Source organism: Roseiflexus sp. (assembly GCF_057785375.1).
On sequence record NZ_JBYNRX010000029.1, the window covers coordinates 17,218 to 41,780 of the forward strand.

At 59.0% G+C, this 24,563-nt stretch carries 17 protein-coding genes and 2 tRNA genes; 8 read left to right on the forward strand and 11 right to left on the reverse strand.

Annotated elements, in window-relative coordinates; all coding sequences use genetic code 11:
• Window positions 1-16: 16 nt before the first annotated feature.
• The 8 genes from AC3EA7_RS05165 to AC3EA7_RS05200 form a co-directional block, all read right to left on the reverse strand.
• On the reverse strand, window positions 17-1,882 hold the full coding sequence (locus tag AC3EA7_RS05165) for an ABC transporter ATP-binding protein (protein ID WP_488612969.1): 1,866 nt from the start codon (window positions 1,880-1,882) through the stop codon (window positions 17-19).
• Window positions 1,883-2,267: 385 nt separating this feature from the next.
• Window positions 2,268-2,999, reverse strand: a complete 732-nt coding sequence (locus tag AC3EA7_RS05170; RefSeq protein WP_488612970.1) for a tyrosine-protein phosphatase — start codon at window positions 2,997-2,999, stop codon at window positions 2,268-2,270.
• Window positions 2,996-4,837 carry an ABC transporter ATP-binding protein gene (locus AC3EA7_RS05175; RefSeq protein ID WP_488612971.1) on the reverse strand — a complete coding sequence of 614 codons (1,842 nt, stop codon included), beginning with the start codon at window positions 4,835-4,837 and terminating at the stop codon, window positions 2,996-2,998. Before AC3EA7_RS05175 ends, AC3EA7_RS05170 begins: the two co-directional genes overlap by 4 nt.
• Window positions 4,838-5,069: 232 nt before the next feature.
• Entirely contained in the window at window positions 5,070-5,876 is an 807-nt protein-coding gene (locus tag AC3EA7_RS05180; RefSeq protein WP_488612972.1) for a hypothetical protein, read from the reverse strand.
• Complete coding sequence (locus tag AC3EA7_RS05185; RefSeq protein WP_488612973.1) at window positions 5,873-6,979, reverse strand: DUF3696 domain-containing protein; 1,107 nt, start codon at window positions 6,977-6,979, stop codon at window positions 5,873-5,875. The genes AC3EA7_RS05180 and AC3EA7_RS05185 overlap by 4 nt, the downstream gene beginning before the upstream one ends.
• Complete coding sequence (locus AC3EA7_RS05190) at window positions 6,976-8,352, reverse strand: DUF262 domain-containing protein (protein WP_488612974.1); 1,377 nt, start codon at window positions 8,350-8,352, stop codon at window positions 6,976-6,978. The genes AC3EA7_RS05185 and AC3EA7_RS05190 overlap by 4 nt, the downstream gene beginning before the upstream one ends.
• The gene (locus AC3EA7_RS05195; RefSeq protein WP_488612975.1) at window positions 8,333-9,643 is read right to left on the reverse strand and encodes a M16 family metallopeptidase; all 1,311 of its coding nucleotides are present in this window, start codon (window positions 9,641-9,643) and stop codon (window positions 8,333-8,335) included. The genes AC3EA7_RS05190 and AC3EA7_RS05195 overlap by 20 nt, the downstream gene beginning before the upstream one ends.
• Before the next feature lie 170 nt (window positions 9,644-9,813).
• On the reverse strand, window positions 9,814-11,094 hold the full coding sequence (locus AC3EA7_RS05200) for a M16 family metallopeptidase (RefSeq protein ID WP_488612976.1): 1,281 nt from the start codon (window positions 11,092-11,094) through the stop codon (window positions 9,814-9,816).
• 541 nt (window positions 11,095-11,635) lie between these two features.
• On the opposite strand from AC3EA7_RS05200, the gene AC3EA7_RS05205 reads away from it, so the two are divergent.
• From AC3EA7_RS05205 to AC3EA7_RS05215, 3 genes are all read left to right on the forward strand, one after another.
• Window positions 11,636-12,127 (forward strand): peptidylprolyl isomerase, encoded by a 492-nt coding sequence (locus tag AC3EA7_RS05205; protein ID WP_488612977.1) that lies wholly within the window; start codon window positions 11,636-11,638, stop codon window positions 12,125-12,127.
• Between the two features lie 6 nt (window positions 12,128-12,133).
• Window positions 12,134-12,757 (forward strand): acyltransferase, encoded by a 624-nt coding sequence (locus tag AC3EA7_RS05210; protein ID WP_488612978.1) that lies wholly within the window; start codon window positions 12,134-12,136, stop codon window positions 12,755-12,757.
• Between the two features lie 493 nt (window positions 12,758-13,250).
• Complete coding sequence (locus tag AC3EA7_RS05215; RefSeq protein ID WP_488612979.1) at window positions 13,251-13,892, forward strand: DUF1405 domain-containing protein; 642 nt, start codon at window positions 13,251-13,253, stop codon at window positions 13,890-13,892.
• Window positions 13,893-13,939: 47 nt separating this feature from the next.
• Here the strand turns inward: AC3EA7_RS05215 and AC3EA7_RS05220 are convergent.
• From AC3EA7_RS05220 to AC3EA7_RS05230, 3 genes are all read right to left on the reverse strand, one after another.
• Window positions 13,940-14,029 (reverse strand) — tRNA-Ser (locus AC3EA7_RS05220).
• 55 nt (window positions 14,030-14,084) lie between these two features.
• Window positions 14,085-14,161: transfer RNA gene (locus AC3EA7_RS05225), tRNA-Arg, on the reverse strand.
• A 711-nt stretch (window positions 14,162-14,872) separates the two neighbouring features.
• Window positions 14,873-16,219, reverse strand: a complete 1,347-nt coding sequence (locus tag AC3EA7_RS05230; RefSeq protein ID WP_488612980.1) for a hypothetical protein — start codon at window positions 16,217-16,219, stop codon at window positions 14,873-14,875.
• 537 nt (window positions 16,220-16,756) lie between these two features.
• On the opposite strand from AC3EA7_RS05230, the gene ppk1 reads away from it, so the two are divergent.
• From ppk1 to AC3EA7_RS05255, 5 genes are all read left to right on the forward strand, one after another.
• The gene (gene ppk1, locus AC3EA7_RS05235; RefSeq protein ID WP_488612981.1) at window positions 16,757-18,883 is read left to right on the forward strand and encodes a polyphosphate kinase 1; all 2,127 of its coding nucleotides are present in this window, start codon (window positions 16,757-16,759) and stop codon (window positions 18,881-18,883) included.
• 244 nt (window positions 18,884-19,127) lie between these two features.
• Entirely contained in the window at window positions 19,128-19,727 is a 600-nt protein-coding gene (gene thpR / locus AC3EA7_RS05240) for an RNA 2',3'-cyclic phosphodiesterase (RefSeq protein WP_488612982.1), read from the forward strand.
• Between the two features lie 365 nt (window positions 19,728-20,092).
• Entirely contained in the window at window positions 20,093-21,313 is a 1,221-nt protein-coding gene (locus AC3EA7_RS05245; RefSeq protein ID WP_488612983.1) for an AI-2E family transporter, read from the forward strand.
• Between the two features lie 80 nt (window positions 21,314-21,393).
• Complete coding sequence (locus AC3EA7_RS05250) at window positions 21,394-22,557, forward strand: S1C family serine protease (protein ID WP_488612984.1); 1,164 nt, start codon at window positions 21,394-21,396, stop codon at window positions 22,555-22,557.
• Between the two features lie 193 nt (window positions 22,558-22,750).
• Window positions 22,751-24,556 carry a hypothetical protein gene (locus AC3EA7_RS05255; protein WP_488612985.1) on the forward strand — a complete coding sequence of 602 codons (1,806 nt, stop codon included), beginning with the start codon at window positions 22,751-22,753 and terminating at the stop codon, window positions 24,554-24,556.
• Window positions 24,557-24,563: the final 7 nt, after the last annotated feature.

The following is a 24,563-nucleotide window of genomic DNA, read 5'->3' on the forward strand; positions in this document are numbered from 1 at the left end:
TCCTGGTTCCTGGCTCTCAGTTCTCGGTTCTCAGTTCTCGGTTCTCTTCCTCCCATGGCTTATAATCCAGCGATTGGTGGCGGAAGTAGGTGTTGTACAGTTCGGCGTAATGCCCGCTCGCTGCCAGTAGGTCATCGTGGGTTCCCTCTTCGATGATCCGCCCCTGCTTCAACACGATAATCCGGTCGGCGGTGCGGACAGTCGAGAGGCGGTGGGCAATAATGATGCTGGTTCGTCCCCGCATGACGACATCCAACCCTTCCTGAACCTGGGTCTCGGTGAATGGATCGATGCTCGCCGTGGCTTCGTCGAGGATGAAGATCGACGGGTTCTGCAACAGGACGCGCGCCAGCGCGACAAGCTGGCGCTGCCCGAGCGACAGTCGCGCGCCGCGCTCGCCGACATCGGTTTCCAGGCCGTCGGGCAGGTCGGTGATCCATTCATCGCCCAGTTGGCGCGCCGCCGCTTCCACTTCCGCCATCGTCGCATCAGGACGACCGTAGCGAATGTTGTCGGCAACCGTGCCGGAGAACAGAAACGGCGACTGCGGCACCAGCCCGATCTGCCGGCGGTACTGCGCCAGGTCCAGCGTGCGAATATCACGCCGGTCGATGAGCAACTGACCTTCCTGAAACTCGTAGAAGCGGGTGATCAGTTTGATCAGGCTCGATTTGCCGGCGCCGGTATGCCCCACAACCGCCAGTTTTTGCCCGGCTGGAATCGTGAGCGAGAATCCCGGCAGCACCCACTGTACCGATGTGGACGATGGCGATCCGGCGGCGCGATCCTGCCCGGTGTCATAGGTGAACCATACATCCCGAAACTCGATGCGTCCACTCAGATGCGTCACCGGTTCTTTCGCAATCTGCACGACCTTTGGCTCGGCGTCGATCAGCGCAAAGACGCGCTCGCTGGCGGACAATCCCTGCTGAAACTGGCTCCAGAACGAGGCGATGCTGGTAAGCGGGAAGAAGTAGATCGCCAGACTCTGGACGAACAGATACCATTCCCCAACCGACACGACGCCGCCGAGCGCCAACCGTCCGCCGAAGTAGATAATCGTCGCAATGGCGATGCCAGAGAGCAAATTCAGAATCGGAAAGATGCTGCTGAAGACGAGGCCCTGGCGCAGGCGCACCTGAAACGCCAGTTCGTTCGTTTGCCGGAACTGCTGATAGATTGCCGCTTCCTGGCGAAAACTCTTGGCGATAGCAATGCCGCTGACCGTTTCCTGGATCGAGGCATTGACGTTCGCCAGCGCACGCTGCGCCTGGCGCGTCGTCAGGCGCGCAACATGGCGAAATGTTAGCGCCGCTGCAATGACAATCGGACCGGTCGCCAGCGTGATCAGCGCCAGTTGCCAGTTGATCGTGAACATTACTACGGCAATGATTGCCACCAGCAACAGCTGACTGAGCAGGTCAATCGTCAGCGTCACAACCGTGGCAAAATCCTGCGTATCCGACGTCACTCGGCTGACGATGCGTCCCGATGCGTACTGGTCGTAGAACGACATATCGCGCTGCAACACCGCGCGGAAGGCGTCCTCACGCAGCGCCAGCACCACATCGCCAACCGCGCGCGCCGAGAAGGTCTGCCGCACGAAGTTGAAGAACCATCCGAGCGCTCCCATCACAGCGACGATGGCAGCCAGCCCGATCAACACCTGGGTTGCCGGGTCGCCTGCGAGCAGTTCGATGCTGCGTGAGATTGTGATCGGAATGACGGTTGCGACGAGCGACCCCAGCACAACCATGAGTGCAACCAGCGCGACGCGCCCGCTGTGAGGGCGGAAATAGCGCCAGATCCGTCGGATCAGCGCCTGATCACTGTAACTGCGGTCGTATGCTTCGGCTGCCAGGCCGTCCATGAGGAAGCCCATAACGTGCTCCGAGAACTGAGAACCGAGAACTGAGAACCGAGAACTGAGAACTGAGAACCGAGAACTGAGAACTAAGAACTGAGAACTGAGAACTGAGAACCGAGAACTGAGAACCGAGAACTGAGAACCGAGAACCGAGAACCGAGAACCAGGGGTTAGGGGTTAGACGCGCCATGTTCAACCCTTTGCGATCTCAGGGCGTCGCGTTCACGACGTGGAACGTCGTCTTTCCACCTGCAACCTGCAATCCTTTCGCCCCTCGCCTTGCTTTCCTTTCCTCTACCTGCAACCGGCGCCCTACGCCACGCCGACGGGCGTGCTGGCGGCCCGGGTGGGCGAGCGCGCGGCACGCCCCTGCTGGCAACCGGCAATTGCCCCCTGTCCATCATTCCAACAACAGTCGCCGTAATCCATCGCGCTGGGCATCGGTCAGTCCGATAGCGGCGAGATACGCTTCAACGCTGTCATAGCGTTCATGCAGATAGGCTATCGTCGAGATCATCGCCTCGCGCGGCGCCGGAGAGAGGCGGTCGAACCGCGCAGCATCGTATCCCAACCGGATCAGCGTCGCGCGAATTTCTGCAATCAACGATACTGTAAGCGGCGCGCTCAACGCATAATCGTCGGCAATCGTCTCTGCTGGCACGCCAGCCGCTCCGAGCGCCAGCGCCGTGATCAGCCCGGTGCGATCTTTGCCAATGAAGCAATGGACCAGTACCGGTGTCTTCGCCTCCGCCATCGTCGCCAATGTCTGGCGGATCGGTTCCTGGCACTCGTCCAGCATGAGCCGGTACAGTTCTCCGACCGAACGCGCCCGCGACTCGATGCTGGTCTCGCTGCGCTCGGTGATCAGCGGCAGATTGACGTAGCGCACATCATTGGCGCCGGCGAACACATTCGGATTGTGCGCAACCTCGAACGGCAATCGCAGATCGATGATCGTGCGCACGCCGTAAGCGCGAAGCCGCTCCTGATCCTCGGCGGTCAGACGGTGAAGACTGTCGGCGCGCAGCAAGCGGCGCCACCGCGTCATTCGTCCGTCCAGGGTCGGGTACCCGCCCACATCGCGCACATTATGCGCGCCTTCCAATCGAACACGGCGCTGTTCCGGGGTCATACGTCCTCCTGCCGCCTGCCGCGAACCGCGACAGTAGCGGTATGTCCTGCGTCGTAGCGCAGAAAAATACGACGATAGGCGTCGCTCGTTTCAATCAACTCGTCGTGCGTTCCGTGAGCGACCAGTTCGCCATTCTTCAGCACCAGAATCCGATCCGCCCACCTGATCTGCGAGATGCGGTGCGTGATCAGCAGCGTGGTGCGTCCTGTAAGAATACGGCGCATTGCGCGCTGGATCTGATCTTCTGTCGCGCTGTCGATCGCGCTGGTCGAGTCGTCGAGGATCAGGATGCGCGGGTTGGTCAGGAATGCGCGGGCGATGGCAATGCGCTGGCGCTGTCCGCCAGAAAGGGTCATGCCACGTTCCCCGATGACCGTGTCGTACCCATCCGGGAACGACAGAATGAAATCGTGCGCCTGTGCTTGCCGCGCCGCCCATTCAATCTCCTCGCGGGTTGCGTTGCCCGCCGCGCCGAATGCGATATTTTCAGCAATGGTGCGCGAGAAGAGGAAAATATCCTGCTCGATGGTCGAAATCTGCGAGCGCAGCGTATCGAGGTTCCATTCGCGGACGTCAACTCCATCGATCACCACGCGCCCTTCGGTAGCATCGTAGATCCGATTGACCAATCGCGTCAACGTCGTTTTGCCGGCGCCAGTCTGTCCCACAATCGCAATCGTCTCGCCGGGGCGCGCTGTAAAGGTAATGTTGCGCAGCACCGGCGCTGACCGTGTGGTATTGCCAGAGTCGTGATGCGCCGCTGTGTTGTATCCAAAACTGACGTTCTCGAAACGGATCTCGCCCTTGATCGGCGCGCTGTATCCGCCGGCATTCTCATCAAGTTCGGTTTTTGCGGTGATGGTTGCCAGCATCCGTTCCGCGCCCGCAATGCCGAGTTGCACCAGCGAGAACGTAAAGAGCGAAATGAAGGTCGGGAAGCGCAACACTTCCAGCAGCCCCATATACCCGATGATCTGACCGATGGAAATCTCGCCGGCGCGCCAGAGCAACAGTGCATGACCAAACGCGAACCCAAGCATGACGCCGTAGAGCAGCAACGGCAGATACCGCGCCTGAACGCCTCCTTCGCGCACAAACAGATCGCGGTAGCGACGCGCGTTGGCAGAGAACTTCCGCTCTTCTGCCGGTTCCTGGGCATACCCTTTCACCACCTCAATGCCGCTGACCGTCTCGGCAAGCCCGGCGTTCAACACGCCGAACTGCTGGCGCAACGCCCCGGCGACCGGCTTCAGCTGGTTGTTGTAGCGTCGCAGCGCCCAGGCGAAACTGATGAGAAACAGCACCGGCACGAGCAACAACTGCGGGTGAATGGTCGTGATGGCAATGAGCGGAACGGTCAGGCTCACCAGCGATTCGAGGATCAGGCTGATGCCTGGATTGATCATCGCATTGATCTGCTGCACATCATTTGTCGCTCGCGCCATAATATCGCCGGTGCGCTGACGATTGTGGAAGGTCTGGCTTTTGCCGAGCAGACTGACATACAGTTCCTCGCGGGTATTGCGCTCGGTCAGTTGCGCCAGCAGTTGCACCACGAAACTGTTGGCAAGGTCGATCACGCCGAAGGCGACGCGCACCCCCAGAATAATCAACGCCAGCGTCGTCAACTGTTCCAGCGTAACGCCGCCGACCACCGCATCGAAAGCAGTGCCAACCAGCACGGCGCTCCAGCTTTGCAGCGCCGCCATGCCGATCACCGTCACCACGAAAGCGACCGGCAACCACGGGTAGCGCATCACATGCGACCATATCCAGCGCACCGGCGAGTGATGGTTATACGGGTAGGCGTCGGTGACCGTAAACTCTTTGCCAGACAAACGACGGCTCCTTGCACGCTCAGGGCGCAGTGTGCAAGCGGAAGACCGGATCACTTACGGCATACGGCGTACAACAGGATATGGATGAATACATTGATCCCAAAAATCTGAGGGCAGGCTGATTTCATCGGTGCTATGGTTATGGCGCCAATTCTTCCCATTGCAAATCCTTGTAAAGGCGATTGCAAATATCTACCATTCGTGTGCGTATTTGGCGAGGATCATCGATGCGCTAACCGTGATACATTCTTTTATTACCTCGATGTTCATGAAAGGAAAAAATGTAAATAAATCCTCTATAGCGTGCGAAGAGGCGACGCTCCCCCTCAATCTCGACAGCCCGATCAAGAACTTGCTGGGCTTCCTCGTCACTCAGATCCATTGCTGAGACATACCCTTGCAGTGTCGGATCTGGTAGGTGCTTTCGATGAGCTTCGTACCAGCGTCGTTGAGCAATAACGTGATCGGGATGCGCCACATTCCACACCAGGCGTCGCTGATCAGTATGCAAGCATTGTACCTCGATTGCCATCGTGTCGTACTTTGCGATACCACTAATGCTGACAACCGCTGCACCACCGCCGGTTGCCTCGCATACCAGCGACGTAAAATGAGCTGCATAGCCCAAAGCTGTCCATGATATGTCTTCATTATTGTCAACACGTTGCCACTGTGTATTAACGCTAGAGAAAACTTCTGACGCCAGTGGGGAACTTGTCAGGTTCCGCACGAATTTGAGAAAGCGATCTCGCGCAAGATCAGGCGAGTTTCGCAAATGATTTAGCCAGTATCCGACAATAGCCTTGAAGGTGTGTGTAGCGGTCAGTAGCTGACTTTCAAAATGTCCGTCTCGATAGTGCCCATGAAGATTGTCGCGTACATAGGGATTACGATTTGTGAGAATAGAGTCATGAGCTGATCTCTCAATTGCATCCAGCTGTTCTACGGTTTCCATCATCTGGTTGAGCAATATTCCGGCATCGTGTTGGCTTGGAGCCTGAGAATCGCACGACTGACTATTGAAGAAAACGCGAATCATAGTAATTCCGTGAGATCGGCGTCGAACTGATCAAAGAAACCGATGGGCCATGGCGTAATACCACCGCTTGCGTGAATGGTCGGCGTGTCGACGCGATGTGGTCGTGTCTCATCACCAGGAATAAAAAACTGAATTGATATGTGCCCTGCTGCAATTCGACGTCCCCATGCACCTTTGCACACAGCGATCCTGATTCCATTGAGAATATGGTCACTATGAGTTTCAATGATAACCTGCACGCCAGTTGCTGCAACACATGCCAGGAAACGACCGAGCATCGACTGGCTGAAAGGATGGAGATGCGCTTCTGGATTTTCAATAATCAGGAGCGAGTTTGTGGGCGCTACCAGAGCGGCGACGACAACGGGCAGGGTATAGATCAAACCAAACCCAATGTTTGTGGGACGCACCAATCTCTGACCTGGCAAATTGCCGAACATGGTTTGCACCAGATCAGCATCCGTTAGCACTGTGATGGCATATTCGAAGCCAGGAAAGATTTGCCGCATCCAGTATCGCACTTGTTGGTAGAGCTCGCGACGTGTTTCACCAGTCTCTTCATTAGTATATGCCAGGTTTTCGTTGGCTATTAACTCCTGCTGATTGCGACCGGCGACAAATGCGGCATACTCGCCATGAATACCAACATTGTGCGATTCATGCTCGCCTTCTGGCATCTGAAAGATTGTTCGAGGACCAAGACGTTCGGCGCTGAGATAGTTGAACTGCGGATAGAAAAGATTTATCGCTTCGTAGTACTGTAGGGATTGGCCTCTAAGTACGCGCTGTGTCGGCTCGCCTCGCTCAAACATAAACTTGAATCTTATATCTTCAGACGCTTCAATTTCGATCGAGAGATCGGTATCTTGGGCGTTTTGGTAGAAAACATCGGTTACTGTCCCTAAAGTGGCGAGCGAACCATTCAAAAGAAGGACGCCATCACGCAGAGTATCGCGTTGGTGTGATTGGCGTAACAGAAGGAGCGCCTGAATGACGCTCGACTTTCCAGTAGCGTTAGCGCCTGTGAGAATAGTCAGAGGAGCGCAGTGAATGCTCTGGTCTCCAAAGCATTTGAAGTTATGGAGATGAATTGTCTTGATCATTGCAGAGTTTCTCGAAGCATTCTATTGATTCGGTCAAAGCGATACTTAATTGCCCTTACGCTTCCTGTACCATATGAGATGGACTTGATAAAGTCGAAATCTTGGTTCATGATATCAATAAAACCATCAATTATTCGGTCACGGCGCTGTTCAAGTGTTTCTGTTGACCATTTGCAGAATAGCGTGCTCCAGACCTCGAAAAGCGGTTTGCTAATCGGTTGGCGTTTCTGGTTGCGCCCATACAATTTGCGAAAAGCGTGACGACCGAATACGAGACGCGCCTTATGCATGCTATCGAGGAACATCTCCGTGAGTCTCTCGTGCTCCTCAGGAGGCAGCTCGTTCAGATCCGCCATCGTGCGATTGAGCAGTCCATCGAGATTTGGTGGTTCGCCCATGCTCAAATTTCGACCGAACTGCTCGTATGGATACCGCACGAATGCAAGAAAGCGCAGAACACACTCGCGATCATCCATCCGTCGCGGACTGATGGAATGATCGGTTGCAGCGAGAAACTCTGAGCTTTCAGCGAGTTTCTTGAGCAAGCGAGGAGCGCGTCCATCGCGCCCTTGATAAAGGGCGTGTCTGATCTCCTGATTGGTCAGGACTAGACCACCAGTATTAATGCGCCGAAAGATGATGAACTTTACCTGTAATGGCGTCTCTGGTCGGATGACGTGCATTGTAAGGCGGGTTTCTTCGAGGCGAGATCGCATATGAGAAGGTAGTTTGCTAAACCTGTGATTCTCGAACTCGCGCAAGTATTCCAAACCAGTGAGTTTGAGCGACTCTTCGTTGCAAAAGCGATGGAGCGTCATCAGACGCTGGAGACCATCAATAACGACATAGGTGTCTTCCCTCGGAGCATCAAGATAAAATGCTGGCAGCGCGATACGCAGAAGAATAGACTCAATAAGACGGCTTTGGCGCACTTCGTCCCAAATGAAATTGCGCTGAAATTCTGGCTGAAGAACGAGTCTTTGCTCACGAATAAGCTTAAGGGCGTGATAGATATGCATCTGATCGACATCGACCTTGATCAGTGCTGGATTGAAAGGCGCGCCTTTAGGCTCAAGCGCTTCATCAGTTTCTGAAATGTCCACGAGCTCTTCAGGCTCAATGCTGATCTGACGTGCGTAAGCGCGCCCTTCAGGTGTGATTGTCCAGGTTCGGTCTTTGGCAGACCAGAGGATGTACATGTTCCCGTTCTGGTAGAGACATTCTCTTAAGTTCCCTCTTTCATCATCTGTCAGTTGAACGCCACCACGTCGTTTGCTGATGCTTTTGGCGATCTCGCTAAACGTCATTGGTGTATTGGTCTCTTCAATCGCAAGCAACGCCTCCACCAACAACTCATCCGTTGCTATGCTCATTGTCTTCCTCCCCCACCGCCGGTCCAGCGGTTACCACGGCATAATCGTCGGTCGCCAGATAGCGACGCGCCACTTCCGTGACCTGATCCCGGTCGATGCTGCGGATGATCGACGGGTAGCGCTCGACATAATCGAGTCCGAGGTGATACCGTTCGATGCCCAGGAGCGTACCGGCGATGCTGTCATTCGTTTCGAGGCTGATCGCCAGGCTGCCGGTCATGAAGTCGTGCGCATCGGCAAGTTCCTGGTCGGTCGGTCCGTCAGCGGCAAACTGTTTGATTTCGGCGATGATGGCGTCGATTGCCCGTTCGACGTGCGCCGGGTTCACCCCTGCCATCGCCGCCCACGGACCGGCGCCGAGATCGGCGTCGAGGCTGCTGCCGCAGTAATAGGCGAGTCCCTGTTCTTCACGCACCCGCTCGCCAAGACGACCGCCAATGCCAATGCGTCCCAGAATCATATTTGCGACACTCGCGGCGTAGTAGTCGGGCGAACGGCGATCAATCCCGTGCACTGCCCAGATAATGTCGGTCTGACTCTTTCCTTCGAGGGCAACATGGACGCGCGGACGGTCGGGCAGCGGCTGCGGGTCGGGCAGCATCATCTGCGGCGGCATGCCAGGCGCCTGCCAGTCGCCGAAAAACCGCTCAATCAGGTCAGTCACTTCGGCGGGTTCGATATCGCCGACCACGGCAATTGTCGTGACTGCCGGATGGTACAGCGTATGGAAGCGTACCAGGTCATCCCGCGTCAGCGCCGAGATGGTTTCGATCGTGCCGCTGCTGAGGCGACTGTAGGGATGAGTTGGCGGAAACATGAGCGACCGCAGCGCGCGCGATGCGCGTACCAAGGTATCCTGCTCCTGCTCGCGCAGCATCATCAAAAACTGACCGCGCAGGCGCTCGATTTCTTCTTCGGGAAAGGTGGGCGCGCGCAGCATATCCGCCAGAATATCGAGGATCAGCGCCACATTCTCGCTCAGCGATCGTCCGCCGAAGCCGGTGGAGTGCAGTCCGCCGCCGGCGTTGACGCTGGCGCCAACCGCTTCGGTGGCGGCAACAATCTCCTGAAACCTGCGGCGGCGCGTACCGCGAATCAGGGCGGCGCCGGTGAATGCAGCCACACCATTCTGTTCGGCGGGTTCATGAACGGCGCCGATACGCACCTCGCCATAGACGCTCACCGTCGGCGCCGTCGGGTTGCGCTGCACCAGCGCTACCATGCCGTTGGGCAACGTATGGCGAATTGCGGTTGCGATGGTGCTGGCGCGATTGGAAGGAAATCGATTCATGCTCGAACCACGCTTGATCTGCTTATAGAGCGAACAACCAAAACCTTGACAATCAAGGACGTAGAGCGGTTCGCGTTGGCTGAGCCTGTCGAAGCCAACGCCAGCTCAGCCAACGTCAGCCACAAGGCGGTCAATACCGGCAATGATTGTGCAACATCTGATTGATCGCTTTATGAGAGCGGAATAAAATACCCGACCGTTCTTCGGCGTTCCGTCAGGTAGGTTTGTGCAACGCGCTGCACGTCTTCAGCCCGCACCGCTGCTATCTCATCGAGCAGCGTATCGGCGCGAACGTAGCGGTCGATCATCTCCCACATGCCGAGCATCAGCGCCTGGTTTGTGACACTCTCTCGCGCATATGCGATTTGTGCTCGCATCTGTTTGATCACCCTGGTCATCTCATCGGGTCGAGGACCGTTCTCCTGGAGGGCGGCAACCTCAGCCAGCAGCGCGCGCTCCACTTCTTCGGCAGAGTGACCTTCCTGCACCATAGCGTGAAACTCGAACAGGTGCGGATCGCGGGCAGGGCGGAAACTGCTGGAAGCGTAGGCGGCAAGGCGTGTCTCGACCAGTGCGCGGTAGAGACGGGCGCTCCGATTCGTCTGCGCGCCGCCGCTGAACGCAGGCGATTTTGCGCCCGAAAGCACTGCATCGAGCACGAGCAACGGTGCAAAATCCGGGCTGCAACAATCAACCGCATGATACGCAATCTGAACATACTGCGCCGGTCCCGGTCGGCGCACCACGACGCGACGTTCCTCCTGCTGCTCTGGTTCACGCCAGGAGACCGGCGGCGGCGGCGGTCCGGCGGGCAGGTCGCCGAAATAGCGCTCGATGCGGGCCATGAGGCTGGATGCATCAACATCGCCAACCAGCACCAGCACGGCGTTGTTCGGTCGATAGAACGTCTGGTAATGCGAGACCAGTCGATCACGGGTCAGCGCCAGCAGATCGTCGCGTGAACCGATGACCTCGTTGCGGTACGGATGGACCTGGAATGCAGTGGTCATCACCGCCTCGTTGAGCCACCACTCAGGATCATTTTCGTGCCCCTCGCGTTCTGCCAGAATAACCGTGCGCTCGTGCTCAACCTCTTCTTCCTCGAACAGGGTATTGACCATGCGATCAGATTCGATCTGGAGCGCAAGATCGATCCGGTCGGACGGCAGCGTCTCGAAGTAGGCGGTGAAATCGTGCGATGTAAAACCGTTGAACGTCCCGCCGTTACGCGCGATCAGTCGGTCGAGGCTGCGCCCTGGAATATGCGGCGTGCCTTTGAAGAGCATATGCTCCACCCAGTGCGACACGCCGGTTGCGCCGGGGGACTCATTGCGAGCGCCGACGCGATACCAGATCCAACTTGTAGCAAGGGGAGCGCTGTGCGCCTCGCGCAACAAGACCAGCATGCCGTTCCGAAGCGTATGCGAAAGCGTTTCTTCCATTGTTTGCATCTATTCTCGTGATGCCGCACTATCTGCGCGGTTGCGGAGCATCTTTTGAGTCGACTGCACACCGGCTTCACCACCAAGGACACGAAGGGCACGAAGGGGAAGAACCATAAAGCGCATTGCCTGTGTGTCCCTTGGTGACCTTCGTGGTTAGCTTTTTGCAGTAAAGTCATCTTTTCCATTATAGCCGAGATCCGGCGCGAGTGGATGGCGTGCTGCGACACGCGCAGATTCTGCGTCGTCTCTCGGTGACTGTTCACGCTTTGCCTGGAAGCGCAGGCGCTATATGTGGCGTCCTGGGGCGGCGGGGCGCCGTGCATTGGCGCTTGCTGAGGCCACTCCGCCGCTTCTCATTTTCGGGGGCTGCCCCCGCCCTCCGTTTTGAGCGACCGGCGGCGCCGTTTCCCCCAACTGCGAACAGTTACGCCTCTCGTCCGTTGCGTGCCATCACAACCACCTGTGCTATAATTTTTTCGACGCCGTGTTTTTGTGAATACCAGGGCAGTAGTTGGTGCACCGCTCTTTCGATTGAAGGGAATGTATTATGCCACCCAAACAATGGTCGTCCCCGCCGCCGATGCAGATCGATCCGCAGCGCCAGTACCGCGCGCGTATGATGACGTCCAAAGGCGAGATTGTCATCGACCTTGCCGCCGCCTATGCGCCGAAAACGGTCAACAACTTCGTCTTTCTGGCAAACGAAGGGTTCTATAACGGCGTCGTCTTTCATCGTGTGATCAGCAATTTCGTCGTGCAGGGCGGTGACCCGACCGGCACCGGGCGCGGCGGTCCGGGCTATAAGTTCGAGGACGAGGTGGACCCGAAGAAGAATCCGCTCAAGCACGAGACCGGCGTGCTGTCGATGGCGAATGCGGGACCGAATACGAACGGCAGTCAGTTTTTCATTACTCATTCGCCGCAGCCGCATCTCGACGGAAAACATACCGTCTTTGGCAAGGTTGTCAGCGGCATGGATGTGGTCAACGCCATTCGTCAGGGCGACCAGATTCTGAACGTCGTGATTGAGGTTGTGTAGCAACACATGAACGACTCATCCGGGGGTGTCGCGCACCCGCCGCCATTATCGCGCGCATCACGCCTCGCGCCGGTTGCCGGGGTAGACGCCCCCCCTCTCGCCGCGCCCGGTTCCGATGGGTTGGGAACGTCTGCAACACGGAAGTCGCGGTTGCAAATCTCACGCTCGCCTGGTCCGCACAATGCGCTCTGGTACTTTCCGCAGGTCACCGGCGGTCATCTGCGGGTTGCGCGCAATGCGGTCGTTATTCAACTTGCGCGCTACACGCCGTCGCTCGCGCTCAAGAACGCGCTGTATCGCCTGATCGGCGTTCGGGTCGGCAGATATGCGTCGGTGGGGCTGATGGTCATGTTCGATATTTTCTTTCCCCAGGATATTACGCTTGGAGACAATTGCATCATTGGTTACAATTCGACGGTGCTCTGCCACGAGTTCACCCGCCGCGAATGGCGGCGCGGACCGGTGTGGATCGGGCATGATGTCACGATTGGCGCCAACACGACAATCCTGCCCGGCGTGGTCATCGGCGATGGAGCGACGGTTTCGGCGATGAGCCTGGTCAACCGCGACGTGCCGCCGGGTGCGTTCGTCGGCGGCGTGCCGGTGCGGATGTTGCGGGTTGAACGTTGAATGTGGAACGAGGGAAGGTGAAGCCAGGCGTGCGGCGAAGAGCGAAAGAGTTGCAGAAAGGCGGGTTTTCCTGACGCGCTTTGGGACGGAGCAGGCGGGGATCGAGCGGGTCGGGCAAGACAGGTTTGGATGTGGGCGGGTGTTTCTGCCCCTTATAGTGCGATCAACCATAACGTGGACCATCAAGAACGTGGAGCGGCTGACGCTGGCTTCGACAGGCTCAGCTAACGTCGGACGGAAAAGGGGGGCGGCTGACGCTGGCTTCGACAGGCTCAGCCAACGTCGGACGGAAAAGGGGGGCGGCTGACGCTGGCTTCGACAGGCTCAGCCAACGTCGGACGGAAAAGGGGAGCGGCTGACGCTGGCTTCGACAGGCTCAGCCAATGTCGGACGGAAGATGGTCAACACGGACAATGATTGGGCCATAGCGGGTTGTTCGCTCTATTAGATCCTAATACTTGACCTCTGGTTTTTGGTTCTTGGTTCTCATACCATGATCCGTTTTCTACACTGGCTCTTCGAATTCATCCTGCGCACTCCAATCATCTTCTGGAGTTGCGTCGTCGCTAACCTGATCGGTGCGATCTGGGGCGCGGCAGTCTGGTATGGTCCGATGCTTGCGGCATCGCCGCTGTGGGCGTGGCCCTTCATTCCCGACTGCCCGCTGGCGGCGTTTCTTGGCACAATTGCGCTTTTGGGGATGCGCGCCGGGCGACGCTGGTCGTGGTTCTATGCGCTGACGGCATTCGCCTGTGTTCACTACGGTATCTGGACGCTGGCGTTCTGGTTGCGGCAGTGGACGGGATCGGGGGTCATCGATCCGTTCGAGGTCGTTCTGTTCATCACCCACATCGGGCTGCTCTGCGAGGGGGTTCTGTTTGCCACGCGGTTGGGCGACGTATCATTCCCGCAACGCTTCGCAGTCATTGGCTGGTTTGCATTGGCGTTCGGCGTCGATTACGGGTTAGGGTATCATCCGCCGCTGGCGAGCCATGTGACCTTCGACTTCATCATGTGGCTAACGGTGGTGTTGACGGGTGGGCTGAGCGTTGCGCTGCTGGCGTTACCGCGCGCGGGCGCTCGACCAGCGTACCTGGCGACGGCGGCGGTTGAGGGTAAGCAATCTAACCCTTAACCCGCAAATGCTACAAAAAACAACGCCTCCTTGTGGAGGCGCAGCAATGGCGGGGAGGGTGGGATTCGAACCCACGTGGGCTTTCAGACCCAACTCGTTTTCGAGACGAGCACGTTCAACCGCTCCGTCACCTCCCCATCTCGAAGGCTATAGGAAGGGCGGCTCGCCAGCCGGCAGCCGCCCTTGTTGTGCTGGCGACTCTGGGGCGATTCGAACGCCCGACCTCTTCCTCCGCAGGGAAGCGCTCTAATCCGCTGAGCTACAGAGTCAAATCTTTCCGGCGTTACTATACCACGAATCGTCCTCTTGCGCAACCAGGAAGAATGAGGCTGACAGGGGCCCGTTTTGGCAACCCTTTCGATTGCATCGCGCGCTTCCAGGCATGAAGCCGCCGTGCCCCGGCGCACCTCCTTCGCGCCTTCGTGTTTGGAGATCAACGCCAGGACGCCACGGTGCAGCGCCTCGTCACTGCGGGGTGAGGTCCGCGCTCCCTGCCCCTCTCTCCCCTCGTGGGAGAGGGGGTAGGGGGGAGAGGGGTGCCTCCCCCCTCTCCCCTCGTGGGAGAGGGGGGTAGGGGGGAGAGGGGCGCCTCCCCCCTCTCCCCTCGTGGGAGCGAGGGGCAGGGGGGAGAGGGGCGCCTCCCCCCCTCTCCCCTCGTGGGAGCGAGGGGCAGGGGGGAGAGGGGCGCCTCCCCCCTCTCCCCTCGTGGGAGCGAGGGGCAGGGGGGTGAGAGGCGCCTCCCCCCTCTCCCCTCGTGGGAGAGGGGCGCCTCCCCCCTCTCCCCTCGTGGGAGCGAGGGGCAGGGGGTGAGGATGGGCGCACCGCCGAATCGCTGCGGGGTGAGGTCCGCGCTAAGGACGCGAAAGTCCCTTCGGGGCTGATCACGAGGTCAATTTCCGATGCGCTCGACACCGGATCGCCCGTATCAAGCAGACGAAGGCGCCGCCTTCGTCTGCCTGTCGGCGCCTGCCATTGCGGTATTACGGCGTTGAATTCCCGCCGCCAAAGTCGTCAAAAAGCGCCCTGGACGTCTGCTGGAACCACACGCCGATCCGTCCGCCGCGATTGACGAAGAACGGCGAGGTTGTCGCCGTTCCGATCGGCGCGCCATTCCGGTACACCTGAACCGATCCATCCGCCAGCGCCTGTGCGCCGAGCACATCGCCATTGTTGAACACAACCGGAATGGTCGCGCGCGTGATCCATCCCGCCTGCCCCGGCTCGACAGTCTCGACAATGACCTGCTGCGCCAGCGCGTCGTAGCTGACCAGGATCATGCCGCGCGCGTAATTGGTGACCGATTGCGCTTTCAAGATGAGGGTGTGATGCCTGCCGTTCGGGTCAATCTGCGCCAGGGTGACGCAGGCTGACTGATCGGCGCCAAAGACACGCGGTTGTGCGTTCCAGAAGATTGTGCCGGCGGTCGTAAACGGTTGCGCCTGATTGCTGGCGATGCGATAGGTATTGGTGGCGCCGGTCCAGTTCCTGCCCAATCCTCTGGTCGTATTGGCGCGGTTGAAGTCGTCGAGCAAGACGTTGGCGCACCTGAACGCCGGATCAGGCTCGAAGTTGGCGTGGACCTCATCATTCCCCCACCGCGCCGTCACATTATCGACGAACCCGCGGAACGTCGCGCCCCAACCTGAGCCGACGCCGACATTGATGCCGAACACGAGCGTATTGGCATCAATATTGATCGGCGCAGGATCGCCTGGTTGACCAACCGGGGCGCCGGTGATCCAGTCGTTGAGCGTCACATTGTAGTTTTGCACCACGCCGCTGGGGATGGATTGACCACCTGGCACGAACATCCAGAACTTGCCATTCAGGATGTCCTGGGTGATCCATTGATCGGTGGGGACCGGCGGGGTTGGCGTTGTCCCATTGTACGCAGGCTCCCAGATCAGGAGCGCGTATTTGCCAAAGGTCGGCGAAGTGGGAGTGACATCCGCCACATACAACCGCAACACCGGCGCCAGGTGCGCAGCAGCGGTGCTGCTGCCGGCGCGATAATACTCGTAGCTGAGCGCCGTCAGCCCGGATAGTGTGCGTGCCGGAAAGTTGGTCGGATCCCACTTCTTCTCATAGTCGGCCTTATCTTGCCCTGGCGTGATGGTGTTGGTCGTGAATTCGAGCGAACCGGCGCCAGAACGGGGTTGCGCTGTGGTGATGGCGACGGTGGCATCGGTGCGCACATTCGCAGGCGCCCAGCCGTCGGGGGTTGATGGCGTGACCACCATTGCCGCTGCCTGTGCGGCGAAGCCCAATGCGATCCATCCTGCGATCAGGTTAAGCAGCGTCCTTACGAAGAGCAATCGTTGCCTCATACGGTTCACCTCGCTGTACCGTTTTCCGCATCGTCGTCGTGTATGTCGCACCTGTATCGTATCCGCTCGTGCGATCATTCTTCCTGTCGTCTGGCGCTGCATGCCTTCTTCCGTTGATCGTCGCTACAACCGATGTAATCCGTGCTGTGGAAAGCGCGCTCCATCCCACAGTATCGATGGGGACAAAAATAACGCATCGGTGCGCCCGGATGCCCGGCACATTCAGAACAGTTAGTCAAAATCTGGCGACATCACTATCATAAATGCTTATATGTGAATGTGTCAATGACTACAGGGAAGCATTTGTATACAATCTTTTCATCTGACGGTTGCACTTTTGCTACTTACGATGGTATACTGACTATACTGCTTTTGTAATCGGTATAAAACGTCACACTTCCGCACCGGCATGCGGCATGTGAGACGGAACAGGTTGAAAGCAGAAAAGGTGCGCGCTGAAGGCGTGAGGTTTTCGTTGTGCAGGTGGGCGCTGGTTGTGGGCGAGGAAGCGTGAACTGATGCAACAAGGATGTTGCGATGACGAGTGTTGTGTTTGAAACCATCGAGAGTGATATGACAAGTCTGGCCACTGCTTCGCCGTATTTCAACCGAGAACTCAGCTGGCTCGAATTCAACCGACGGGTGCTAGAAGAGGCGATGGATGAACGCCATCCGTTGCTGGAGCGGGTAAAGTTTCTGTCGATCTTCAGCACCAATCTCGACGAATTCTTCATGATCCGCGTGGCGGGCTTGAAGCAACAGGTCGCTGCTGGCGTCGTCAGTCGCTCGCCGGATGGGATGACTCCCGCCGAACAGTTGTCTGTCATTCGCCGCAACGTGATTCCGCTCCTGGAACAGCACCGCGCTTGCTGGCTCGACGACATCAGACCCAAACTCTGTCAGCAGGGCGTTCATGTGCTCGACTATCACGAACTGACGCCGCAGCAGCGCGCGAAATGCGCTGAGTACTTCGAACGCGAGGTCTTTCCGGTGCTGACGCCGCTGGCGATCGATCCGGCGCATCCGTTCCCGCATATCTCAAACCTGAGTCTGAACCTGGCGGTCGTGATCAATGATCCGGACGAAGGCGAGCTTTTTGCGCGCGTCAAGGTGCCGGCAGTGCTGCCGCGCTTCGTGCCAATCGAGGGCGATCACTGTGATACGCCGGAGGACGTTCCGCCGGAGCGACGCCACTGTTTTACCTGGCTCGAACAGGTCATGACGGCAAATGTGGCCTCCCTCTTCCCCGGCGAGGAGATTGTCGAGTGTTACCTGTTCCGCATCACGCGCAACGCTGATATGGAGATTGAGGAAGAGGAAGCCGACGATCTCCTGCGCGTGATCGAGGAGGGGGTGCGTCAGCGACGTTTTGGCGCGGTTGTGCGCTTGCAGGTGCAACACGACATGCCGGAACGGGTGCGCAATCTGTTGCTCGCCAACCTCAAACTGACGCCCGACGATGTGTATGAAATGCGCGGTCCGCTCGGTCTGTCGGATCTCATGCAACTGACCAAGATTGACCGTCCTGATCTGAAAGACCCGCCGTTCTATCCGATTCCGCCGGCGCTGTTGCAGCACGCGCGCACCAGTGAGGAACTGTTCGCTGCGATCCGCCAGCACGACATTTTGCTGCACCATCCATTTCATTCGTTCCAGCCGCTGGTGACGCTGATCCAGGCGGCTGCCGAAGATCCGAATGTTCTGGCGATCAAGCAAACGCTCTATCGCGTCGGATCAAACTCGCCGATTGTGAAGGCGCTCATGCACGCGCGCGAGCAGGATAAGCAGGTGACGGTGCTGGTCGAGTTGAAGGCGCGTTTCGATGAGGAAAACAACATCATCTGGGCAAAACAACTCGAACGCGCCGGCGTTCACGTCGTGTACGGATTGGTCGGGCTGAAGACGCACGCCAAACTGGCGTTGATCGTCCGCCGTGAGCAGGATGGGTTGCGTCGCTATGTGCACCTTGGCACCGGCAACTACAACGCAACCACGGCGCGCATCTACACCGATCTGGGCCTCCTGACGGCGCGTCCCGATATCGCCGCCGACGTGTCAGAGTTGTTCAACCATCTGACGGGCTTTTCACGTCAGCGGCGCTACCGCAAGCTGCTCGTCGCTCCGGTGAGCATGCGTGAATGTCTGGAGCAATTGATCGAGCGCGAGATCGCACACGCGCAAGCGGGACGACCGGCGCATCTCATTTTCAAGTGCAATTCAGTCGTCGATAAGAAGATGATCGACCTGCTCTACCGTGCATCACAGGCGGGTGTGACGATTGATCTGATTGCGCGCGGCATCTGCTGCCTGCGCCCTGGCGTGCCCGGACTGAGCGAACGTATTACGGTGCGCAGCATCGTTGGGCGCTTCCTGGAACACAGTCGCATCTACTACTTCGGGAACGATGGCAACCCGGATATTTATCTCGGCAGCGCCGATCTGATGGAACGCAATCTTGATCGCCGCGTCGAGACGTTGTTCCCAATCGAGACTCCAGCCCTGAAAGAGGAGATCCGTCATCTTCTCGACGTGTACCTGCGTGATACGTCGCGTGCGCGTCTTCTCTTGCCCGATGGCTCATACGTGCGCGCCCGTCCGCGCGATGGCGAGGCGCCGTTCGACAGCCAGGCGTTCCTCAGCCGCGATAACACAACGCCGCAGTAGGGGAGAGGCGAGAGGGGAGAGGCGAGAGGCGAGAGGGGAGAGGCGAGAGGGGAGAGGGGAGAGGGGAGAGGCGAGAGGGGAGAGGCGAGAGGGGAGAGGCGAGAGGCGAGAGGCGAGAGGCGAGAGGCGAGAGGCGAGAGGCGAGAGGCGAGAGGCGAGAGGGGAGGGGTAAGAGTAAGGTTAGAATCGGGATTGAGTGGAGGCAGTGCATTGCAACGTCTCCGCTCTTCCATAGTGTCCAGCCATGAACACAACAACATACCGCTTGTTCATCGCCGTAGAACTGCCCGACGCGCTCCGCGAGGAACTGGCAGGTTTGCAACAGCAGCTCAAGCGCGATCAACCACCGGTGCGCTGGGTCGATCCAGATGCTATGCACCTGACGCTCTGGTTCTTGGGGGATGTTCCGGGCGATCGGATTGCGCATTTGAAAATCGCACTGATGCTATCGTTTGCCGGGCAACAGGCGGTGCGCGTGCAGCTTGGCGCTCCCGGCGCCTTCCCCAACCTGCAACGTCCGCAAGTCATCTGGGTCGGGCTGGCGGAAGGCGAGAGCCATCTGCGCTCGTGGTACGACGCGCTGGCGTGTCGCCTGTCCTCCCTCGGCTTTCTCCCCGATCCTCGACCATTTCGACCACATCTGACCCTCGGGCGGGTGCGCCGTGAGATGTCGGCGGAACAGCAGCAATGCCTTGGCGCTGCGCTGCGCTCGCTGAAACCTTCTTCCAACCGTGTGTGGGATCTCCAGCGCGTGGCGCTGTTCCGCAGCGATTTGCGCCCTGAAGGTCCACGCTATACAATGCTGGCGGAGGTGGATGTGCAGGGGTTGGGGGTTAGGGGTTAGGGATTAGGGGTTAGGGGTTAGGGGTTGGGGGTTAGGGGTTAGGGATTAGGGGTTAGGGGTTAGGGGTTAGAAGCACTTTCTGCTGCTCCATTGGCAACCCTGTTGTCTGGCGCCGCTTGTCGTGCTTGACGGTCCTGCTCTACGGGTACCCCTTGACCTTCCGCTTTCCCATCGGCAATGCACCATCCTGTTGCCCGGCGCCGCTTGCCGTGCTTGACGGTCCCACGTTCAACCTTTGCGGCTTCGAGACATTGCAGTGCAACGTCTCTACCCCGGGCCCCCCAACCTTTGGCCTTCCCACTTTCAACTTGCAACCCCCTTGCTGCTTACCTTTTGTCCCTTGCCTCTGATGATATAATGACAGTATGCTACCGGGACGACTTGGAACTGTGGCATTGTGGCTGCTGATCGCCTGTGCTGGCGTGTTTCTGTTTGAGCGCGCAGTGGTGGTGGTCAGTTTCTTTGCCACGCCGCTCCTGCTCTTCGCCCTTGCCTGGCTGATCGCCGTTGTGCTGCAACCGCTGGTCTCACGGCTGATTGCTCTCGACCTGCCTACAATCACGTTCCGCTCGCATAGCATTCCGATTCCGCCGCGCCATCTTTCGCGCGTACTCTCCGTAGCCCTGATCTATATTGCACTGTTCGCCGTTCTCCTGGTGGTCATTTTGTCGTTTGTCCCGACTATCACCCAACAACTGACGACATTGACCGGTTCGGCGCCGGCAACGGTTGAGTCTGTTGTTCAGTGGACCGCCCGCCTCGAAGAAAGCCTGGAGCGCTTCGGATTCCGCGGCGATCTGACAGCAGTTGTGCAACCTGAAGCCATTACGCAGCAACTGACAGGCTTCGGCAGTGCGATGCTGCAACAATCGCTTGGCATCGCCGGCAGTATCGCCTCGGTGCTGTTCAATATCTTCCTGGTGTTGATTCTCAGTTTCTATATCACCCTCGACGGTCCGCGCATTGGCAGAAGTTTCATCACCATCCTGCCTCGGTCCTGGCACGATGAAGTGGATAATCTTTTTGCTGTCATTGATCGTGTGTTCGGCGGTTTTATGCGCGCGCAATTCGTCAATTCGCTGCTGTATGGCGTCGCCAACGCGATCGTTATGGCGCTGTTCGGCTTGAGCGACATCGCCCTTGCCAGCGTGGTTGCTGCGATGCTGGTCTTCATCCCGCTCGTCGGGGGATTCTTCGCGCTGGTTCCGCCTGCGCTGATCGCCATTCTGTTCGCGCCGGATCGTGTCGGATGGTTGTTGCTGGCGCTGCTGGCAGTGCAACAGGTACAGTTCAACGTCATTATGCCGCGTCTGGTCGGGCAGGCGATCGGTCTGCATCCGCTCCTCGTCTTCGCGGCGTTGCTCCTCGGCGGCGCCGTTGCTGGCGGGTGGGGAATCCTGTTCGGCATCCCCGTCGCCGGTGTGATCGCGTCGATTGCCCAGTTCTTCTATGAGCGCGCCCGCCGCGCGATGATTGTCCTTCCCACCGCCACGGACGAAACTTCCCCATCGGTCTCCGCCGCCGTTTCTGCGCCGGTTGCCGATGCCGCGCCGGGCAATCCGCAATCGTCGCGCTTGACGCACTAACGGCTCTCCTCTACAATACCGTCGTCGAGAGACAATGTCGCTCCCCAAATGCGACCTCGGGCTAAGTGCCACGCTGCGTTATGGAGAACCGCACTGCTGAGAAGCGTTCCCCCTGCCTGACGTATGCCCTCCTTGGGACGCTGAGCCTGGCGAGTGGCATCGTTGGCGTGATCATCGGCGGTGTGCTGATCTGGTTCTTTGTGGCGCGCCCGCTGACGGATCAGGCGCCCGTGGCGCTGCCCGCCACTGCTGCACCGCCGACCCTTCCCCCGCTCCAGCCGACTATGGTTGCCAGCGACCCGGTGCGTACAGCGCCCGCACGTGTCGTGCACGAGGTTGGTCCGTCGGTGGTGACGGTGGTGTCGCAGTTGCCGCCGCAGGCTGGCTTCTTTGGGACGTTTCAGCCGCCGCCCGCGCGCGGCTCTGGTGTGATCATCGATGCACGCGGGTATATCATCACCAACCACCACGTGATCGAAGGCGCGCGTCAGTTGTATGTCATTCTCGCCGATGGTCGGCAGCGCCCGGCGCAACTCGTCGGGAGCGACTATCCGTTCAGTGACCTGGCGCTGGTCAAAATCGAGGGTGATAACTATCCGGCGGCGCGCCTCGGCGACTCCGACGCCGTGCAACCGGGGGAATGGGTTATTGCCATTGGCAGTGCGCTGGGAGACCTGCGCAATTCGGTGACGATCGGCGTGGTCAGCGGGCTTGGTCGGTCGCTTCAGACCCGTGATGTCGTGCTGGATGACCTGATCCAGACCGATGCCTCGATCAACCGTGGGAACTCTGGCGGTCCGCTGGTCAATCTCGATGGCGACGTCATCGGGATCAATACTGCCATTATTCGTGGCGGCACAGAGCAGGCAGAGGGGATCGGATTTGCGATTCCGAGCAACACAGTGCGCTACGTTGCCGATCAACTGATTGCCCGTGGCCGGGTGGCGCGTCCCTATCTGCCGATAGAGTTCGTACCGATTACGCCGCGTCTGGCCGCCTGGTACAACCTGCCGGTCGATTATGGTCTCTTCATCCAGGCGGTTGGGCGTGGATCGGCGCTGGAGCGCGCTGGGGTGCGCCCGGGCGACATTCTGCTGTCGCTTGGCGGGCAGCGCATCGACGAAGAACATCCACTGCTACGCATTCTGGCGCGACACCAGGCCGGCGAAGAGGTCGAGATCGAGATCTGGCGCGACAATAGCGTGCAGACCGTGCGCGTCGCGCTCGAAGAATTGCCACGGTAGCGGTGTGCTTCGGCGCAGGCATCTGCAGCCTCGCGACAGCTTCACCATCGCGTTCCAGTAGCTGCTGGCGGATCGGTGAAGAGTCATGGATCGGTAACATCCCCATCAGACGTGTATCAGGAACCCATCAGTCGTTGAGGCTATACTTGTGTCCGGGGATCGGTTGAAATCGTGTGACAAATGTGAGGAGGGTATGTTCCAGCAATCGAAGTTCGTGATGCTCCGCCTTCTGTCCCTGGCGACGCTGGTTGCGATTATTGTTGGAATGGTCGCCTGGCCCCGCCAGAGTAACGCTGCGGCGCGCAGTCCATCTGAAGTGCCCGACACCTATCCGCCGTATCTTGCCGAGTACTATCCGCAAACCGGTCATTCCGCCGTCAATTCGTTCGAACTGTTCTGGCGCAATACGCCGAATGCGCTCTTCGTGCTCGGCTATCCGATTTCGCGCCCGTTCATCGAGGAGAGTTTCACCAACCCCGGCGAGTATTACCGGGTGCAATACTTCGAGCGCGCGATTCTCGAAGAGCACCCGCAAAATTACGGCACCCCCTACTACATTCTTGGGCGCCTGCTTGGCACGCAACTGGCGAAGGGGCGCGAGAACGAACCGCCGTTCCAGCCGGTCCCCGACCCGCGTGACGGCACGTGGGATAGCGTGACGCGCCATACCCTGCGCAATTCACCGGCGCCGTTCCGCAATTTCTGGCTCAACAATGGCGGGTTAGCGGTCTTCGGTCGCCCGCTCTCCGAGCAGTTCCAGGAAGTCAACAAAGCGGACGGCAAAACGTACTGGGTGCAGTATTTCGAGCGCCAGCGCATGGAGTGGCACCCCGACGAACCCGACCCGCGCTACCGTATTCTCCTTGGTCTGCTCGGTAACGAGTACCGCGACGCCAACCACCGCACCAACCCGGCATTCACCCCTGCCCCCCGCGACGACGCGCGCTCGCTGCCACGCCCGTTCATCTACGGCTACAACGCGCACCTCTATCAGGATCGCGAACCGTGGCAGGACCGCAAGCGCGTGCTGCAACTCGTGAAGAATAGCGGCTTTGGCTGGGTGCGCCAGCAGGTGCGCTGGATGGACCTGCACGATCGCTCCGGTGCAATCTACTGGGAAGAACTCGATGACATCGTGCGCGATGCCGATGAGATGGGGGTGAAGCTGTTCATCAGCGTCGTTGCCGCTCCGGGTTGGGCGACGGACAACGGCCGCAACGGGTTGCCCAACCGCGCGAATATCAGCCAGTTCGCCTACTTCATGGGCGAAATGGCGAAACGCTACCGTGGCAGAGTCGGCGCTTATCAGATCTGGAACGAACAGAACCTGGCCGTCGAAAATGGTGGACGGGTCGCATCGGCGGCGCTCTACATGGACGTGCTGGTTGCAGGGGCGCGGGCGATCAAGGCGAATGATCCCTACGCCATCGTCGTTTCCGGTCCGCCCGCCGCAACGGAGACGAATAATCCCAACATTGCCATCAGCGATCTGGCGTTCTTCCGGCAGATGTTTGCTGACCCGCGCTTCCGCGAGGTGGTCGATGCGATTGGCGTCCACGCCGGCGGCACATCGAACCCGCCTGACAGCATGTGGCCCGATCGCCCCGGACCGGGACCGAACTTTGTGACCAGCCGCGAGTTCTATTTCCGTCGCGTCGAGGATTACCGCACACTGGCGTTGCAGTTCGGGCTTGGCGATCGGCAGATGTGGATCACGGAGTTCGGTTGGGCGACGCGCAACAACACGCCAGGGTATGAATTCGGCAACCAGATCTCGTTCGAGCGACAGGCGGAGTGGATCGTGCGCGCCTTCCAGATCGGGCGACGTGAGTATGCGCCGTGGATGGGGGCGATGTTCCTGTGGAATCTGAACTTCGCCGTGCCCTGGGCGCAGCGTGAGGGGAACCCACTCCACGAGCAGGCATCGTTTGGCATCCTCAACGGCGACTGGAGCCCGCGCCCGGCGTATCTTGCGCTGCAACGGATGCCGAAGGATTGAAAGGATA